The organism is Halomonas sp. 328, from assembly GCF_015645095.1.
Taxonomy (GTDB): Bacteria; Pseudomonadota; Gammaproteobacteria; order Pseudomonadales; family Halomonadaceae; genus Bisbaumannia.
This window is the reverse complement of record NZ_JADOTW010000015.1, coordinates 35,722-52,691: the sequence shown is the minus strand read 5'-3', so window position 1 is coordinate 52,691 and position 16,970 is coordinate 35,722. Positions and strand designations below refer to the sequence as shown.

Here is a 16,970-nt window from a genome sequence, read left to right as displayed (position 1 = left end):
CCCCCTCCCCTTCGACCATGGTATAAGGGCCGGAAACCCAGCGACAAGGGCGATATTAAGAGGCTGTTTTTACGAGGTTTTTATTACAACCCTCGAGAAACACGATACAAGGATAGAGAAAATGCATCATTGATGCGTATCAAAAAATTCCTATACTCGACGTCATCATCGCTCTTTATGTATCGCTTTCACGGCATCCGAGCCGAATCGAGGAACCATGCCGAATCTGCTGCAACTCGAAGGCCCCCAGCGGGGTGTGCTGCGTATCACCCTGCACCGCCCCGAGGCCCTCAACGCCCTGAATACGGCCCTGCTGGGCGAACTGGCCGAGGTGCTGGCCAGCGCCGACCGGGATGATGCCATCCGCGCCGTGGTGCTCACCGGCAGCCGCCGCGCCTTCGCCGCCGGCGCCGATATCAACGAGATGGCCGAGCGCGACCTGGTGGGCATGCTCGACGATCCCCGTCAGCGCCACTGGGCCGCCATCGCCCGCTTCTCCAAGCCCATCGTCGCCGCCATCAACGGCTTCACCCTGGGCGGCGGCTGCGAGCTGGCCATGCATGCGGACATCCGTATCGCCGGCGAGGACGCCAAGTTCGGCCAGCCGGAGATCAATCTGGGCATCATGCCCGGCGCTGGCGGTACCCAGCGCCTGGTGCGGGCGGTGGGCCAGGCCCTGGCCACCCAGATGGTGCTGACCGGCGAGCCGATCTCCGCCCGCCGTGCCCTGGAAGCGGGACTGATCAGCGAGATCACCCCGCCGGAGCTGACCGTCGAGCGCGCCACCGCCATCGCCGAGCGCATCGCCGAGAAGGCCCCCCTGGCGGTACGCCTGGCCAAGGAGGCCCTGCACAAGGCCCTGGACACCGACCTGGCCACCGGCCTGCGCTTCGAGCGTCACGCCTTTACCGTGCTGGCCGGCACCGCCGATCGCGAGGAGGGCATCAAGGCCTTCCAGGAAAAACGTCGCGCCCAGTTTACCGGACGCTAACGCCCCGCTTTGACGACAGAAGGACAGCGCCATGACCGATCAGCCCCTGCTCTATTCCGTGGACGCGGGTATCGCCCGCATCACCCTCAACCGTCCCGACAGCCTCAACAGCTTCAATGGCGAGATGCACGCCGCCATGCGCGAGGCGCTCAAGGCGGTGCGCCAGGACAAGAGCGTGCGCGTGCTGCTGCTGACCGGTAACGGTCGCGGCTTCTGTGCCGGCCAGGACCTCTCCGACCGCAACGTGGCCCCCGGCGCCGAGGCGCCGGACCTGGGCGAGTCCCTGGAGAAGCGCTACAACCCCATGCTGCGCACCCTGCGTGACCTGCCCTTCCCCACCGTCTGTGCGGTGAATGGCGTGGCCGCCGGCGCCGGCGCCAATATCGCCCTGGCCTGCGACATCGTGCTGGCGGCGCGCTCCGCCAGCTTTATCCAGGCCTTCTGCAAGATCGGCCTGATTCCCGACTCCGGCGGCACCTGGAGCCTGCCGCGCCTGGTGGGCATGGCCCGCGCCAAGGGGCTGGCCATGCTGGGCGACAAGCTCGGCGCCGAACAGGCCGAGCAGTGGGGCCTGATCTGGCGCTGCGTGGACGACGAGGCCCTGGCCGACGAGGCCCTGAGCCTGGCCCGCCATCTGGCCACCCAGCCCACCCAGGGCCTGGCCTATATCAAGCGCGCCCTGCACGCCAGCGACGACAACGGCTTCGACGAGCAGCTCGACCTGGAGCGGGACCTGCAGCGCCTGGCCGGCCGCACCAGCGACTACCGGGAAGGCGTCAGCGCCTTTATGGAAAAGCGCAAGCCAGAGTTCAAAGGGGAATAAGATGTCCGCACTCGACACCCATACTGTGGTAGGCGTGGTCGGCGCGGGCGCCATGGGCGCCGGTATCGCCCAGGTGGCGGCCCAGGCCGGTCACCCGGTACGCCTCCATGACACCCGCGATGGCGCCGCCGAGGCCGGCATCGCCGGCATTCGTACCCAGCTCGAGAAACGCGTGGCCAAGGGCAAGCTGACCCAGGAAGCGGTGGAGGCGGTGATCGACCGCCTCAGCCCGGCGGCCAGCCTGGACGACTTCGCCGGCTGCGGCCTGGTGGTGGAGGCCATCGTCGAGAACCTGGAGGTCAAGCGGGAGCTGTTCGCCCGCCTCGAGGCGATCTGCGGCGAGACGGCGATCCTCGCCAGCAACACCTCTTCGCTCTCCATCACCTCCATTGGCGCCCAACTGGCTCGCCCCGAGCGCCTGGCCGGCCTGCATTTCTTCAATCCGGCACCGGTGATGAAGCTGGTGGAGATCATCTCCGGCCTGGCCACCGAGCCGGCCATCGCCGAGACCCTCTACGCCACCGCGAGCGCCTGGGGCAAGACCCCGGTGCACGCCAGCTCCACCCCGGGCTTTATCGTCAACCGGGTGGCCCGCCCCTTCTATGCGGAAGGCCTGCGCCTGCTGCAGGAAGGCGCCGCCGATGCCGCCACCCTGGACGCCCTGCTGCGCCAGGCCGGCGGCTTCCGCATGGGCCCCTTCGAGCTGATGGACCTGATCGGCCATGACGTCAACTACGCCGTCACCCGCTCGGTGTTCGACGCCTACTATGGCGACACTCGCTTCGAGCCCTCCCTGGTGCAGCTGGCCCTGGTGGAGGCCGGCCGCCTGGGCCGCAAGAGCGGCCAGGGCTTTTACGACTATCGGAAAGGCGCCGACAAGCCGGCGCCGCGCTTCGCCGCCCCGGCCCACGCCGACCTGCCGCCGCTGGTGGTGGAAGGCGAGGCGGGCTTCCTGGCCCCGCTGGTCGAACGCGCCGAGGCCGCCGGCCTCGAGCTGGTGCAGCATCCGGCCCAGGACGCCGAGGCCCTGCCGACCCTGCGCCTGGGCGAGCTGACCCTGGCGCTGAGCGACGGCCGCTGCGCCAGCGAGCGGGCCGCCGACGAGCGCCTGGAAAGCCTGGTGCTCTTCGACCTCTGCCTCGACTATGCCGAGGCCAGCGCCATCGCCCTGGCCGCCAGCGCCGCCACCGATGAGGCCCAGCGGGCCGTCGCCGCCGCCTTCTTCCAGCGTCTCGGCCTGTCCGTGGCCTGGGTCGACGACACCCCGGGCCTGGTGGTACTGCGCACCGTGGCGATGCTCGCCAACGAGGCCGCCGATGCGGTGCATCAGGGCGTCTGCAGCGCCGCCGATGGCGACCTGGCCATGCAGGCCGGGGTCAACTACCCCCGCGGCCCCCTGGCCTGGGCGGAAGCCCTGGGCCTTGGCTATGTGCACCGCACCCTGACCCACCTGCAGCAGAGCTACGGCCAGGATCGTTACCGCGCCGCCTTCCTGCTGCGCCGCAAGGCCATCGCCGAGGAGCGTTTCCATGAGTGAATCCCTGACCCCGCAACAGCTCGCCGAGGCCTGCGCCGAGTCGATGTTCGCCCGTGACGGCGCCAGCCAGGCGCTGGGCATGGAGATCGTCTCGGTAGCCCCGGGCCAGGCGGTGATGCGCATGACGGTGCGCGACACCATGGTGCAGGGCCACGGCAACTGCCACGGCGGTTATATCTTCACCCTGGCCGACTCCGCCTTCGCCTTCGCCTGCAATACTTACGACGAGGCCACCGTGGCCTCGGGCTGCAGCATCGACTACCTGGGCCCGGCCTGGGAGGGCGATGTGCTGACCGCCACCGCCGAGGAGCAGAGCCGCCGCGGCCGCACCGGCGTCTACGACATCACCATCCGCAACCAGCACGGTGACGCCATCGCCCTGTTTCGGGGCCGCTCCTACAAGATCCGCGGCAGCGTACGCCGCCTCGAGGAAACCACCGCCGCAGAGGACCCAGCATGAACGACGCCTATATCATCGACGCCATCCGCACCCCCATCGGTCGCTACGGCGGTGCCCTCGCCCCGGTGCGCGCCGACGACCTGGGCGCCATTCCGATGCGCGCCCTGATGGCCCGCAACGCCTCCGTGGACTGGTCCCAGCTCGACGACATCATCTACGGCTGCGCCAACCAGGCCGGCGAGGACAACCGCAACGTAGCGCGCATGTCGGCGCTGCTGGCGGGCCTGCCGGTGGAGGTGCCCAGCACCACCCTGAACCGCCTGTGCGGCTCCGGCATGGACGCGGTAGGTTACGCCGCCCGGGCCATCAAGGCCGGCGAGGCGGGCCTGATGCTGGCCGGCGGCGTGGAGTCCATGTCCCGGGCGCCTTTCGTGATGGGCAAGGCCGAGCAGGCCTTCTCGCGTAGCGCCGAGATCCATGACACCACCATCGGCTGGCGCTTCGTCAACCGTCAGATGAAGGCCCAGTTCGGCATCGACTCCATGCCGGAGACCGCCGAGAACGTGGCCGAGCAGTTCCATATCTCCCGGGAAGACCAGGATGCCTTCGCCCTGCGCAGCCAGCAGCGCACCGCCGCCGCCATGGAGCGCGGCCGCCTGGCCCAGGAGATCACTCCGGTGGAAGTGCCCCGCCGCAAGCAGGAGCCGCTGGTCATCGATACCGACGAGCACCCCCGCGCCTCCACCACCGCCGAGCAACTGGCCAAGTTGCCCACCCCCTTCCGCGAGGGCGGCAGCGTCACCGCCGGCAACGCCTCCGGGGTCAATGACGGGGCCTGCGCCCTGCTGCTGGCCTCCCGGGCCCAGGCGGAACGCTTCGGCCTCAAGGCCCGCGCGCGAGTGGTCGGCATGGCCACCGCCGGCGTCGAGCCGCGCATCATGGGCTTCGGTCCCGCCCCGGCCACCCGCAAGGTGCTGGCCCAGACCGGCCTGACCCTCGAGCAGATGGACGTGATCGAGCTCAACGAAGCCTTCGCCGCCCAGGCCCTGGCGGTGACCCGCGACCTGGGCCTTGCCGACGACGCCGAACACGTCAACCCCAACGGCGGCGCCATCGCCCTCGGCCACCCGCTGGGCATGAGCGGCGCCCGCCTGATCACCACCGCGCTGCATGAACTCGAGGCCCGCCAGGGACGCTACGCGCTGTGCACCATGTGCATCGGCGTGGGCCAGGGCATCGCCATCATCATCGAGCGCCTGTGACCCATAACGATATCCCTGCCGCCTGGAGACACCCCATGACGATTCAGACCAAGGTTCGCCCCATCGCCAACCTCGACCCGATGGAAACCGCCAGCATCGACGAGCTGCGCGCCACTCAGCTCAAACGCCTGCAGTGGAGCCTGAAGCACGCCTACGACAACGTGCCCTTCTATCGCCAGGCCTTCGACAAGGCCGGCATCCACCCGGAGGACATTCGTTCCCTGGCGGATCTCGGCAAGCTGCCCTTCACCACCAAGGCGGATCTGCGCGACAACTACCCCTTCGGCATGTTCGCCACGCCGATGCGCGACGTGGTGCGGGTGCACGCCTCCAGCGGCACCACCGGCCAGCCCACCGTGGTGGGCTACACCCAGAATGACATCAACACCTGGGCCGACGTGGTGGCCCGCTCGATTCGCGCCGCCGGCGGCCGTCCCGAGGACAAGGTGCACGTGGCCTACGGCTATGGCCTCTTCACCGGCGGCCTCGGCGCCCACTACGGCGCCGAGCGCCTGGGCTGCACCGTGATCCCCATGTCCGGCGGCCAGACCGAGAAACAGGTGCAGCTGATCCGCGATTTCGATCCGGACATCATCATGGTCACCCCCTCCTACATGCTCAATATCGCCGACGAGATGGAGCGCCAGGGCCTCGACCCCCGCCAGTTGGCCCTGCGCGTCGGGATCTTCGGCGCCGAGCCCTGGACCAACGACATGCGCACCGCCCTGGAGCAGCGCCTGGGCATCGACGCCCTGGACATCTATGGCCTCTCCGAGGTGATGGGGCCGGGGGTCGGCATGGAGTGCCTGGAGACCAAGGACGGCCCGACCATCTGGGAAGATCACTTCTACCCGGAGATCATCGACCCGGTCACCGGCGAGGTACTGCCGGACGGCGAGTACGGCGAGCTGGTCTTCACCTCCCTGACCAAGGAAGCCCTGCCGATCATCCGCTACCGCACCCGGGATCTGACACGCCTTCTTCCGGGCACCTCCCGTCCGATGCGTCGTATCGACAAGATCACCGGGCGCAGCGATGACATGCTGATCATCCGCGGGGTCAATGTCTTCCCCACCCAGATCGAGGAGCAGATCCTCAAGGTGGAGCGCCTCTCGCCCCACTACGAGATCGAGGTGAGTCGCCAGGGCAACATGGACATGGTGCGGGTGCGCGTCGAGGCCTGCAGCAACGAGGTAGCCAAGGACAGCGCCGCCTGCGAGCAGCTCGCCAAGGCGCTGCAGCACGGCATCAAGACCTATGTGGGCATCAGCACCAAGATCGAGGTGTGTGGCGTCGAGGAAGTGATGCGCTCCGTCGGCAAGGCCAAGCGCGTCAAGGATCTGCGCTAGCCTGACCGAGTGATCGCGCTGGGAATAGCCGAGGGGCGCTGGGGGCAGGATGGTGCGGGGGTCCGATGCCAGGGATGGCAAAAGTAGCGCCCAGGGAGGGGTTCACAGCGCCCCGCGATAGCCTGCCCCCAGGGTAGCCCCGTACCGCAAGGCAAGCTGTCGTCGTCCTAGCTCCCCCCTATCGTATTTGGCGCCGTCCGGCCTCGCCGGGCGGCGCTTTTTTATGCTTCTCCCGGCATCTCGCTAACTCATCTGAGCCATCCTAGCCAAAGGTCTAAAAGCGACACGCTTTTTATTTATTGATTTATTTTTTCGTGTCACTAAACTCTAGGTTAGATCAACAAGGTCCGATTCCCCGACCCGTCACTGGAGGTCACCCATGTACGCACAGCTGGTCGATACCGGCGCCAAGCGCCTCAAGGATCTGGAAGAGATGAGCGCCGAGGAGCGCGCCTTCCAGGAGCGCATCGACGCCGAGATCAAGATCGAGCCCAAGAACTGGATGCCGGACGGCTACCGCAAGACGCTGATCCGCCAGATTTCCCAGCACGCCCACTCGGAAGTGGTCGGCATGCTGCCGGAAGGCAACTGGCTGACCCGGGCCCCGACCCTCAAGCGCAAGCTGCAGCTGATGGCCAAGATCCAGGACGAGGCGGGCCACGGCCTCTACCTCTACAGCGCCATGGAAACCCTGGGCGCCGACCGGGACGAGGAGATCGAGAAGCTCCACGACGGCAAGGTGAAGTACTCCAGCATCTTCAACTACCCGACCCTGAGCTGGGCCGATATCGGCACCATCGGCTGGCTGGTGGATGGCGCCGCCATCGTCAACCAGGTGCCCCTGCAGCGCACCTCCTATGGCCCCTACTCCCGCGCCATGATCCGCGTCTGCAAGGAGGAGAGCTTCCACCAGCGCCAGGGCTACCAGATCCTGCTGGACCTGATGCAGGGCGGCACCGACGAGCAGAAGGCGATGGTGCAGGACTCCATCAACCGCTTCTGGTGGCCGGTGCTGATGATGTTCGGCCCCAGCGACGCCGACTCCCCCAACAGCGCCCAGTCCATGGCCTGGAAGATCAAGCGTCACAGCAACGACGAGCTGCGTCAGCGCTTCATCGACCAGACCATTCCCCAGCTGGAGTTCCTGGGCTGCACCGCCCCGGACCCGGACCTGAAGTGGAACGAGGCGCGCGGTCACTACGACTTCGGCGAGATCGACTGGACCGAATTCTTCGACGTGCTCAAGGGCAACGGCCCCTGCAACCGCGAGCGCATCGAGACCCGCAAGCAGGCCATCGATGACGGTGCCTGGGTTCGCGAGGCCGCCAAGGCCTATGCCGCCAAGCAGCGCGCCCGCCAGGCCGCCTGATAGCCACCCCCGAATTCAAGAGGATATGACCATGGCAGATTGGCCCCTTTACGAAGTCTTCGTGCGCAGCAAGCACGGCCTGAGCCACAAGCACGTGGGTAGCGTGCATGCCGCGGATCGCCGCATGGCCCTGGAAAATGCCCGCGAGCTCTACACTCGCCGCAACGAAGGCGTCAGCATCTGGGTGGTGCCCGCCAAGGAGATCACCGCCTCCGCCCCGGACGAGAAGGAGCCGCTGTTCGACCCGTCCCAGGACAAGGTCTACCGCCACGCCTCCTTCTACGAGCTGCCGGACGAAGTCGGCCACATGTAAGGGGTGGGAATCATGGAAAACGTGTCACAGACGTCCCAGTCAGCGCTGGTGGAATACCTGCTGCGCCTCGGCGACAACGCCCTGATCCTCGGCCAGCGCCACGCCGAATGGTGTGGCCATGCGCCGGCCCTCGAAGAGGAGATGGGGCTGCTCAACGTGGGCCTCGACCTCTTCGGCCAGGCCCGCCACTGGCTCGGCTATGCCGCCGAGCTGATCAGCGCCGACGGCAGCCAGGGTGAGGTCGACGCCGACCACCTGGCCTTCCGCCGCGACGCCCAGGACTTCCGCAACCTGCTTATCGTCGAGCAGCCCAATGACGACTTCGCCGTGACCCTCGGCCGTCAGTTCCTGTTCGATGCCTGGCACTACCACCTGCTGACCGGCCTGGTGGAGGCCAAGGATCCGCGGGTCGCCGAGATTGCCGCCAAGTCCCTCAAGGAGGCGACCTACCACCTGCGCCGCTCCGCCGAGTGGGTGCGCCGCCTGGGCGACGGCACCGAAGAGAGCCATGCGCGCATGCAGCGGGCCATCGAGCTCCTGTGGCGCTTCACCGGCGAGCTGACCGAGTTCGACGGGGTGGACGAGGCCATGCGCGAGGCGGGCATCGCCCCCGACCCCGAGGCCCTCACCGCCAGCTGGCGCGCCACCGTCGAGCAGGTGCTGGACGAGGCCACCCTGGCCCGCCCGCCCTTCGATGCCTGGATGTACCGTGGCGGCAAGCAGGGCCACCACACCGAGCACCTGGGCTTCTTGCTGGCGGAGATGCAGGCGCTGCCGCGGGCCTACCCGGACGCCACCGTCTGGTAAGCAATAGGAGATTCACGATGTCCGATGCCATTCAGCTGATCGATAGCGATCGTGGGGGCCTGCCCCCGGCCGGCGCCGAGGGCGATGTGGCCGCCGTGATGGCGGTGCTGCAGGAGGTGCTCGACCCGGAAGTGCCCGCGGTCAGCGTGGTGGAACTGGGCATCGTGCGCGAGGTGAGCTGGGTGGAGGGGCGCCTGAGCGTGGCCGTCACCCCCACCTACTCCGGCTGTCCCGCCACCGAGGTGATCGAGGAGGCGATCCATCGCGCCCTGGTCACCGCCGGCTACGCGGATCCGCGGATCGAGCGACGCCTGTCGCCGGCCTGGACCACCGACTGGATCACCGCCGAGGGACGCGACAAACTGCGCGCCTACGGCATCGCCCCGCCGGTGGGCAGCGCCAGCAAGCGTAGCCTGCTGGGCCCGGAGCCCCAGGTGCCCTGCCCCCAGTGCGGCAGCCTCGAGACCGAGCGGGTCAGCGAGTTCGGCTCCACCGCCTGCAAGGCGCTCTACAAGTGCCGCAGCTGCCTCGAGCCCTTCGACTACTTCAAGTGCCTATGAGCCCGGCCTGAGGGCGATGCCTGCCCGGGCCCCCGCGACAACTTCATGTGCCTCAAGCCGGCACGCGATCGACGAGAGATTACTATGAGCCGATTCCACCCCCTGGTCGTCAAGGAAGTCCGCCGCGAGACCCGTGACGCCGTCTCCATCGCCTTCGAGGTTCCCGAGGCGCTCCACGAGGCCTTCCAGTTCACCCAGGGCCAGTACCTGACCCTGCGCCATGAACTCGCCGGCGAGGAGGTGCGTCGCTCCTACTCCATCTGCACCGGCATCCATGAGGGCGAGATTCGTGTGGCGGTCAAGCTGGTGCCCGGCGGCGCCTTCTCTACCTTCGCCAACGAGTCGCTGAAGGTGGGCGACACCCTGGAAGTGATGCCGCCCCAGGGCAAGTTCTTCGTGCCCCTGGACCCGAGCCGCAAGGGCCACTACCTGGCGGTAGCCGCCGGTAGCGGTATCACACCGATCCTGTCGATCATCAGCACCACCCTGGAGACCGAGCCGGAGAGCCGCTTCACCCTGCTCTATGGCAACTTCTCCACCGCCACCACCATGTTCCGCGAGAAGCTCCTGGACCTGAAGAACCGCCATATGGAGCGCCTCAACCTGATCCACGTCTTCAACCGCGAGGAGCAGGACATCGACCTCTACAACGGCATCATCGATGCCGAGAAGTGTCATACCATTTTCAGCCGCTGGCTGGACGTGACCGAGCTGGACGCGGCCTTCCTGTGTGGCCCCCAGGCCATGTCCGAGACCGTGCGGGACGTGCTCAAGGAGCACAAGATGCCCGCCGAGCGCATCCACCTGGAGCTCTTCGGCACCCGCCCCAACGCCAGCGCCCGTCGCCCCCAGGCCGGCGTCGGCCAGGTGGCCCCCGAGAGCTCGCATATCAAGGTGATGATCGACGGCCGCACCCTGGAGTTCGACCTGCCCAGGAACACCCAGAGCATCCTCGATGCCGGCAACGAGCATGGCGCCGACCTGCCCTACTCCTGCAAGGCCGGGGTCTGCTCCACCTGCCTGGCCAAGGTGGTGGAAGGCGAGGTGGAGATGGACGCCAACTACGCCCTGGAAGACTACGAGATCGAGGCCGGCATGGTGCTGAGCTGCCAGTGCTTCCCGGTCAGCGACAAGGTGGTCCTGAACTTCGACCACTAAGCGCCGACCACTAAGCGCCGCGACTCCCCCGCCCCACTCCCGGGGCGGGGCTGCCCACCGATAACGACACTCCCAACGCTGACGACACCCTATGCCTAGCCAACGCCCGCACGGCGCCGTGCACCCGGGAATCAAGTGGGGCCGCTTCACCCTGCGCATCCCCGGGATCCACGTCGACCTGACCCCCAGCACCCAGTTCCAGGGCGGCCTGCTGCTGCTGGCCACCGGTGGCGCCACCGCGCCCCTGCTGATGCAGTACTTCGGCGTCTCCTTCGAGATCGCCTGGACGGTGATGCTGGTGATGTTCTTCTGGGTCTTCGCCCAGACCTTCCTGTTCGGGGACGTCTACTCCGCCGGCGGCATCGCCGCGGGCCTGCCCCTGACCATCATCTTCCTCAACGACTTCAGCCCCGGCCCCGAGGCGATACGCGCCATGATCGCGGTGACCCTGGTGGTCTCCTTCCTGTTCCTGTTCTTCGGCATCACCCGGCTCGGCGAGCGCTTCAACCGCCTGGTGCCCGCCACCCTCAAGGCGGGGATCATCATGGGCGCCGCCGTGGCCGCCTTCCAGTCGGAGCTCAATCGCCTGGAAAGCATGCCCTTCACCCTGCTCACCGCTTGGGTGGTGGTGCTGGCGCTGATGTTCTCGACCCCCTTCGCCCGGCTGCCCAATACCCGCCTGAAGATGCTGGTGGGCGCCAATGCCCTGCTGGTCGCCTTTATGGCCGCCGGCGTGGTGGGCCTGATCAGCGGCGAACTGCGCTTCGATATCCAGTGGGGCCTCTTCGTGCCGCCGGTGCGCGAGACCCTGGATACCCTGGCGCCCTGGTCGGTGGGCCTGCCCTCCTGGGGCGTGATCGTCAGCGCCATCCCCATCGGCGTGATGATCTATATCCTCGCCTTCGGCGACCTGCTGGTGGCGGATACCCTGCTCAAGGGGGCCGACAAGGCGCGCAGCGACGAGAAGCTCGATATCGACCATACCCGCAGCCACTATGTGCTGGCGATCCGCAACCTGGCCCAGCTGGTCACCGCCGGCCCCCTGGTGATGCTGCATGGCCCGATCTGGACCGGGGTGCAGGTGTTCCTGATCGAGCGCTACAAGAAGGGACGCTCCGTCATGGACTCCCTGTTCACCGGCACCACCAACTTCTATCTGCTGGCGATCCCCCTGGGGCTCTTGATGCCGGTGCTGGGACTGATCATGCCGATGCTGCCGGTGGCCCTGTCGGTGACCCTCGTGCTGACCGGCTTCGCCTGCGCCTATGTGGCCATGGCCATGGTGCAGGGCAATATCGAGCGGGGCCTGGTACTGACCATCGGCATGCTGACCGCGGTGATGGGGCCTGCCTGGGGCATCGGCGCCGGTATCCTGCTCTACTTCCTGATGCTGGGCCGAGGGGGCGAACAGGCCGCCGAGCCGGTGGCGGAAGAGGATGTCACCGACGCCCTGGAGCAGGAGGCTCCCTACTCGGCCGAAGGAGAGCGCGCATGAGCTACCGTCGCATTCTCGCCGCCCTGGATGGCTCCCGCCACGCCGAGGCGGTACTGGCCACCGCCCTCGAGCAGGCCCGACTGAACGAGGCCGAGCTGCTGCTGGCCACCGCCGTGCCCCACTACGGGGACGGGGCGCCGATCCTGGTGGCCGATATCGGCGGCCAGGCCCATCGGGCCCGGGAGGCGTTGCAGGTGGAGGCCCGGGAGGCCGGCAAGGCCCTGCTGGCCAAGGCCCAGGCGCGCGCCAAGAACGCGGGGCTCGCCCCCCGCAGCCTGCTACTGGAAGGCGAGGCCGCCGATGCCCTGTGTCGCTGTGCCGCCGAGCATGAGGTGGAACTGCTGGTGATCGGCAGCCGCGGCCTGAGCACCGTCAAGGAGCTGCTGCTGGGCAGCGTCAGCCACAAGGTGGCGCAACTGGCGCCCTGCCCGGTACTGATCGTCAAGTAACCCCCTACCGTGGGTTTCGCCAGGGTGCCATCGCGGCCCCTGGCTTTTTTGGTTCATCGCAGATCAGCGTGAAGCCACAACATGGATGATTCCGGCTTGCTATCGTGGGAGTTTGCGGTTCGGCGCTCCGACTATGCCGAACGATTGGGCGACGAAGTCGCCCCTGGTCGCAGCCAGGATCGCCCTTCGGGCGATATCGCGCGGAATCCGCGCTCCCACGGCGGCATTCACGCCAGAGTGCGAAGAGCCTTTTTTATGTCCCACCCAAACGACGAGGCCGCCCCGAAGGGCGGCCTCGTCTTGCCACGTCAGGGAGCGCTCAGGCGCCGCCCTGCTCTTCCAGCACCTGGGGGATGGTCTGGCGCACATAGCGCCCCGGGGCCGGTTCGAGGATATCCAGCTCGCCCTCGCCGGGCTGGCGGGCGGGGACCCGCTTGTCGGCATCCACATAGCCGTTGTCGATCATCCAGGCCTGCCAGTGGGGCCACCAGGACCCCTCGTTGAAGCTGGCGTCCTCCAGCCAGGCCTCCGGCGAGGCGGGCAGCTCGGCATTGGTCCAGTAGCCGTACTTGTTCTTGTGGGGCGGATTGACGATCCCGGCGATATGCCCGGAGCCGCCCAGCACGAAGGTCACCGGCCCCTTGGGCAGCTGGGTGCCGCCATAGGTGCTCTGCCACTTGGCGATATGGTCTTCCCGGGTGGAGACGAAGTAGCTGGGGGTGGAGATCTTGCGCAGGTCGATCTTGACCCCATCCAGCTCGATGCCACCGGGCTCGATCAGCCGGTTCTCCATGTACATATGGCGCAGGTACCAGCCGTGGGTGGCCGCCGGCAGGTTGGTGCCGTCGGTGTTCCAGTAGAGCAGGTCGAAGGCCGCCGGCTGCTCCCCCTTCAGGTAGTTGCTGACATAGAAGGACCAGAAGAGGTCGTTCTCCCGCAGCAGGTTGAAGGAGAAGGCCATCACCCGGCCATCCAGGTAGCCATCCGCCTCCAGCTGGCACTCGATGCCGGAGAGCACGGTATCGTTGAGGAAAACGCCGATCTCGCCGGGGTCGCTGAAGTCCTGCAGGGTGGCCATGTAGGTCACCGACTTGACCTTGCGCCCGCGACGGGTGCTGGTCAGGTAGGCCACGGTGGAGGCGGTCAGGGTGCCGCCGATGCAGTAGCTGAGCAGGTTCACCGACTTTTCGCCGCAGGCCGACTCGATGGCCTCCATGCTGGCGATGGGGCCCAGCTGCATGTAGTCGGCCCAGGTCAGGTCGCGCTGGGCCGGGCCCGGGTTGCGCCAGGAGATCAGGAACACCGTATGGCCCTGATCCACCAGCCACTTGACCAGGGAGTTGTCCTCGCGAAGGTCGAGGATGTAGTACTTGTTGATCCAGGGCGGTACCACCAGCAGCGGCGTCTTGAACGCCGTCTCGGTGGTGGGCGTGTACTGGATCAGTTGAATCAGCTCGTTCTCGTAGACCACCGAGCCCGGGGTCACCGCCACGTTCTCGCCGATGCGGAAGGCCTCCCGGTCGGTCATGGCCACGTTGATGCCTTCCGCCGAGTTGGCCAGGTCCTCGCGCAACCGCGCCAGCCCCTCCACCAGGTTCTCGCCCTGGGTCTCCAGGGTCAGGCGCATCACCTCGGGGTTGGTGGTGACGAAGTTGCTCGGCGCCACGGCGCTGACGTACTGGCGGGCATAGAACTCCAGGTTGCGCTGCTGCTGGGGCGGCAGGCCGTCGAGGCCCTGCACCAGCTGCTCCACCTGGCGGGAAAAGAGCAGGTACTGCTCCATCAGCGCCCGGTAGAAGGGCTCCTGGTGCCAGGCCTCGTCCTTGAAGCGGCGGTCATGCTTGGCCGGGGCGACCAGCGGCTCGACCTCTTCGCCGGCCAGCAGACGCAGGTTGTGTTGCCAGAGCTGCCACTGATCCTGCATCAACTGCCACTGGGCACCATAGAGCGCCTGGGGGTCGCGCATCAGCGCCTCCAGGCCGGCGCGGAAGGTCTCGCGCATGTCTTCCTGGACCTGCTTGGCGGCCTCGCTGGGGGCCGCCCGGGCCATCAGGTCCTGGAGCACCGCCTGGTACTCCTGGCCGATGCGCTCGAGCTGCTCGCTCCAGCCATCCCACGCTTGGGCACTGGCATTCTGGTCTGACTGCATCCCCGACTCCTTGTTAGTGTCTCGACGGAAATTACTTGGCGGTCCGGGCGGCGCGGCTGGTGGCCCGGGCGGGCCCCTCGGCGGCCTGCCGCGAGGCTGGTGTCCGGGGAGCGACGGCGCCCTCGCCCAGGGCATCGAACCAGGCCCGCTGACACTGGTTTCCCCAGGCCCCCAGGGCCTGGGCATCCTCGACCCACTGGTGCTGGACTCGCTGGGCCAGCTGCCAGGGACGAGCCGCCAGGGCCTCGGCGGAGTCGGCCTCGGTCAGGGCCTGGAACGACTCCTGGGCCAGTTGGCCGTAGCGGGTCAGGGACTGCCGTTGCAGGGCACTCAGGGAGGCGAGGGACTCGGCCAGGGGGGCCGGGAGAGAGGACAGCGGATCCTGCATAACGAGACTCCTTTCGTCACCGTGAAGGGCGCGATCATGGCGCTTGCTGCACTGCACAACAAGCCACTGACAGAGTAGTCCGAGGCGCCGCGCCTTGCAACCGTGGTCTCCTACCCCTGACGGCGGCGAGCGCTGGCGGCGCTGGCGCTGCCCTTGGGCGCCTTGTCGCCACCGCCCTGGGGGTCAGGACCGTTTCCGGCCGGAGATTCCGGCGGCGGCTCGGCGTGGGGTGCGGCGCTGCCGGCCTGGGAGGCGGCCTTGCGCAGCATCTCCATCAGCATTTGCTGGTAGTGACCGAAACCGGCCAGCCCCTGCTCCCAGCCGCTCCCCTGGCCGGCTGCGCCCTTCTGGCCCTGGAAGGCGTGCTTGAAGGCCTCGGGCATCAAGGGGTTATCGAGGAAGGGTTGCAGCAGGCTGAGGGGATCATAGCCTTCGACGCCGGCCTCCATCTGCTGCTTGATGCGCTCCAGCACGGCCTGGTGGTAGGCCTCCACATCGGGCAGGCCCAGGGCCTGGCGGAACTCGGCGGGGGTCAGGTCGAACTCGATATGAATCTTCATGGCGTGCCTCGCTGGGAGTGGTCTTCCCAGTCTAGCGCCGCCATCACGCAAAAGGCGACCGTCTAGCGGTCGCCCTCGGGGACACAAGAGACATCATCACGCCTGGAGGGTCGGGGCTACCCCGGGGGCAGGCCGTCGCGGAGACGCTGTGAGCCCCTCCCTGGGCGCTCGACTTTTTCGTCCATGAAAAAGACGCTCCGCTCCATCCTGCCCCCAGCGCCCCTTGCCCATTCGCACCTCTCCCCTTGATGAGAAAGGTGGGGGTTAACGCAGCACCGGCGTCTCGACGCGAACCTCGGCGTTCTGGGCGCGATGGCGCAGCCAGTGATCCATCAGGGTCAGCGCCATCATCGCCTCGGCGATGGGGGTGGCACGAATGCCGACGCAGGGATCGTGGCGCCCCTTGGTGACCACCTCCACCGGGTTGCCGTGGACATCGATGGAGCGCCCCGGCGTGGTGATGCTGGAGGTGGGCTTCAGGGCCAGGTGGGCGATCAACGGCTGTCCCGAGGAGATCCCGCCCAGCACGCCCCCGGCGTGGTTGGAGAGGAAGCCCTCCGGGGTCATCTCGTCCCGGTGCTCGCTGCCCCGCTGGCTGACCGCGGCGAAGCCGTCGCCGATCTCCACGCCCTTCACCGCATTGATGCTCATCAGCCCATGGGCCAGGTCGGCGTCCAGGCGATCGAAGACCGGCTCGCCGAGCCCCGGTGGCAGCCCCTCGGCCACCACGCTGATCTTCGCCCCCACCGAGTCCTGGTCGCGGCGCAGCTGATCCATATAGGCCTCGAGCTCGGGTACCCGCTCCGGGTCGGGGCAGAAGAAGGCGTTCTGCTCCACCGCTTCCCAGCTCTTGAAGTCGATGGCGAGGGGCCCGAGCTGGCTCATGTAGCCGCGAATGGTGATGCCCTGGGCGGCCAGGTACTGCTTGGCGATGGCCCCGGCGGCCACCCGCATGGCGGTCTCCCGGGCGCTGGAGCGCCCGCCGCCCCGGTAGTCGCGGCGACCGTACTTGTGGTGGTAGCTGTAGTCGGCGTGGGCCGGGCGGAACTGCTCCTTGATATTGGAGTAGTCCTTGGAGCGCTGGTCGGTGTTCTCGATCAGCAGGCCGATCGAGGTGCCGGTGGTGACGCCCTCGAAGACCCCGGAGAGAATCTTCACCCGGTCGGGCTCGCGGCGCTGGGTGGTGTGCCGGGAGGTGCCCGGACGGCGACGATCCAGGTCGCGCTGCAGGTCCGCCTCGCAGAGCGGCACCCCCGGCGGGCAGCCATCGACGATGGCGCCCAGCGCCGGGCCATGGCTCTCGCCGAAGGTGGTCACGGTGAACAGCTTACCGAAGGTATTGCCGGACATGGGCTCTCCT

General features: G+C 67.6%; 17 protein-coding genes. 13 read left to right on the top strand and 4 right to left on the bottom strand.

The features are described from left to right. The first annotated feature begins 217 nt into the window (after window positions 1-217). The 13 genes from paaF to IHD13_RS09215 all read left to right on the top strand — a co-directional run bounded on the left by paaF (window position 218) and on the right by IHD13_RS09215 (window position 12,513). Complete coding sequence (gene paaF / locus IHD13_RS09275; protein ID WP_195860762.1) at window positions 218-991, top strand: 2,3-dehydroadipyl-CoA hydratase PaaF; 774 nt, start codon at window positions 218-220, stop codon at window positions 989-991. A gap of 31 nt (window positions 992-1,022) precedes the next feature. Then, complete coding sequence (gene paaG / locus IHD13_RS09270; RefSeq protein ID WP_195860761.1) at window positions 1,023-1,814, top strand: 2-(1,2-epoxy-1,2-dihydrophenyl)acetyl-CoA isomerase PaaG; 792 nt, start codon at window positions 1,023-1,025, stop codon at window positions 1,812-1,814. 1 nt (window position 1,815) lies between these two features. Next, window positions 1,816-3,351: a 3-hydroxyacyl-CoA dehydrogenase PaaH gene (paaH, locus tag IHD13_RS09265; RefSeq protein WP_195860760.1), complete on the top strand. Its 1,536-nt coding sequence runs from the start codon at window positions 1,816-1,818 to the stop codon at window positions 3,349-3,351. Next, window positions 3,344-3,811, top strand: a complete 468-nt coding sequence (gene paaI / locus IHD13_RS09260; RefSeq protein ID WP_195860759.1) for a hydroxyphenylacetyl-CoA thioesterase PaaI — start codon at window positions 3,344-3,346, stop codon at window positions 3,809-3,811. Before paaH ends, paaI begins: the two co-directional genes overlap by 8 nt. Next, the gene (gene pcaF / locus IHD13_RS09255) at window positions 3,808-5,013 is read left to right on the top strand and encodes a 3-oxoadipyl-CoA thiolase (protein ID WP_195860758.1); all 1,206 of its coding nucleotides are present in this window, start codon (window positions 3,808-3,810) and stop codon (window positions 5,011-5,013) included. Before paaI ends, pcaF begins: the two co-directional genes overlap by 4 nt. Before the next feature lie 35 nt (window positions 5,014-5,048). Next, window positions 5,049-6,362, top strand: a complete 1,314-nt coding sequence (gene paaK / locus IHD13_RS09250; RefSeq protein WP_195860757.1) for a phenylacetate--CoA ligase PaaK — start codon at window positions 5,049-5,051, stop codon at window positions 6,360-6,362. 379 nt (window positions 6,363-6,741) lie between these two features. After that, window positions 6,742-7,731 (top strand): 1,2-phenylacetyl-CoA epoxidase subunit PaaA, encoded by a 990-nt coding sequence (paaA, locus tag IHD13_RS09245; protein ID WP_195860756.1) that lies wholly within the window; start codon window positions 6,742-6,744, stop codon window positions 7,729-7,731. 31 nt (window positions 7,732-7,762) lie between these two features. After that, window positions 7,763-8,044, top strand: coding sequence for a 1,2-phenylacetyl-CoA epoxidase subunit PaaB (paaB, locus tag IHD13_RS09240; RefSeq protein ID WP_146804040.1), 282 nt, complete (start codon window positions 7,763-7,765; stop codon window positions 8,042-8,044). A gap of 12 nt (window positions 8,045-8,056) precedes the next feature. After that, a complete protein-coding gene (gene paaC / locus IHD13_RS09235; RefSeq protein ID WP_195860755.1) occupies window positions 8,057-8,851 on the top strand; it encodes a 1,2-phenylacetyl-CoA epoxidase subunit PaaC in 795 nt (264 codons plus the stop codon). 17 nt (window positions 8,852-8,868) lie between these two features. Then, entirely contained in the window at window positions 8,869-9,411 is a 543-nt protein-coding gene (gene paaD / locus IHD13_RS09230) for a 1,2-phenylacetyl-CoA epoxidase subunit PaaD (RefSeq protein WP_195860754.1), read from the top strand. Between the two features lie 84 nt (window positions 9,412-9,495). Next, complete coding sequence (gene paaE / locus IHD13_RS09225) at window positions 9,496-10,569, top strand: 1,2-phenylacetyl-CoA epoxidase subunit PaaE (RefSeq protein ID WP_195860753.1); 1,074 nt, start codon at window positions 9,496-9,498, stop codon at window positions 10,567-10,569. Between the two features lie 91 nt (window positions 10,570-10,660). Beyond that, window positions 10,661-12,064 carry a hypothetical protein gene (locus tag IHD13_RS09220; RefSeq protein WP_195860752.1) on the top strand — a complete coding sequence of 468 codons (1,404 nt, stop codon included), beginning with the start codon at window positions 10,661-10,663 and terminating at the stop codon, window positions 12,062-12,064. Further along, window positions 12,061-12,513, top strand: a complete 453-nt coding sequence (locus IHD13_RS09215; RefSeq protein ID WP_195860751.1) for a universal stress protein — start codon at window positions 12,061-12,063, stop codon at window positions 12,511-12,513. Before IHD13_RS09220 ends, IHD13_RS09215 begins: the two co-directional genes overlap by 4 nt. 319 nt (window positions 12,514-12,832) lie before the next feature. Here IHD13_RS09215 and phaC read toward each other — a convergent pair whose 3' ends face one another. From phaC to aroC, 4 genes are all read right to left on the bottom strand, one after another. Then, complete coding sequence (gene phaC, locus IHD13_RS09210; RefSeq protein ID WP_195860750.1) at window positions 12,833-14,662, bottom strand: class I poly(R)-hydroxyalkanoic acid synthase; 1,830 nt, start codon at window positions 14,660-14,662, stop codon at window positions 12,833-12,835. Window positions 14,663-14,693: 31 nt separating this feature from the next. Then, window positions 14,694-15,050, bottom strand: coding sequence for a phasin family protein (locus IHD13_RS09205; protein ID WP_195860749.1), 357 nt, complete (start codon window positions 15,048-15,050; stop codon window positions 14,694-14,696). A 110-nt stretch (window positions 15,051-15,160) separates the two neighbouring features. After that, a complete protein-coding gene (locus IHD13_RS09200) occupies window positions 15,161-15,610 on the bottom strand; it encodes a hypothetical protein (RefSeq protein WP_195860748.1) in 450 nt (149 codons plus the stop codon). Between the two features lie 264 nt (window positions 15,611-15,874). Continuing rightward, window positions 15,875-16,960: a chorismate synthase gene (gene aroC / locus IHD13_RS09195; protein ID WP_195860747.1), complete on the bottom strand. Its 1,086-nt coding sequence runs from the start codon at window positions 16,958-16,960 to the stop codon at window positions 15,875-15,877. Window positions 16,961-16,970 lie beyond the last annotated feature (10 nt).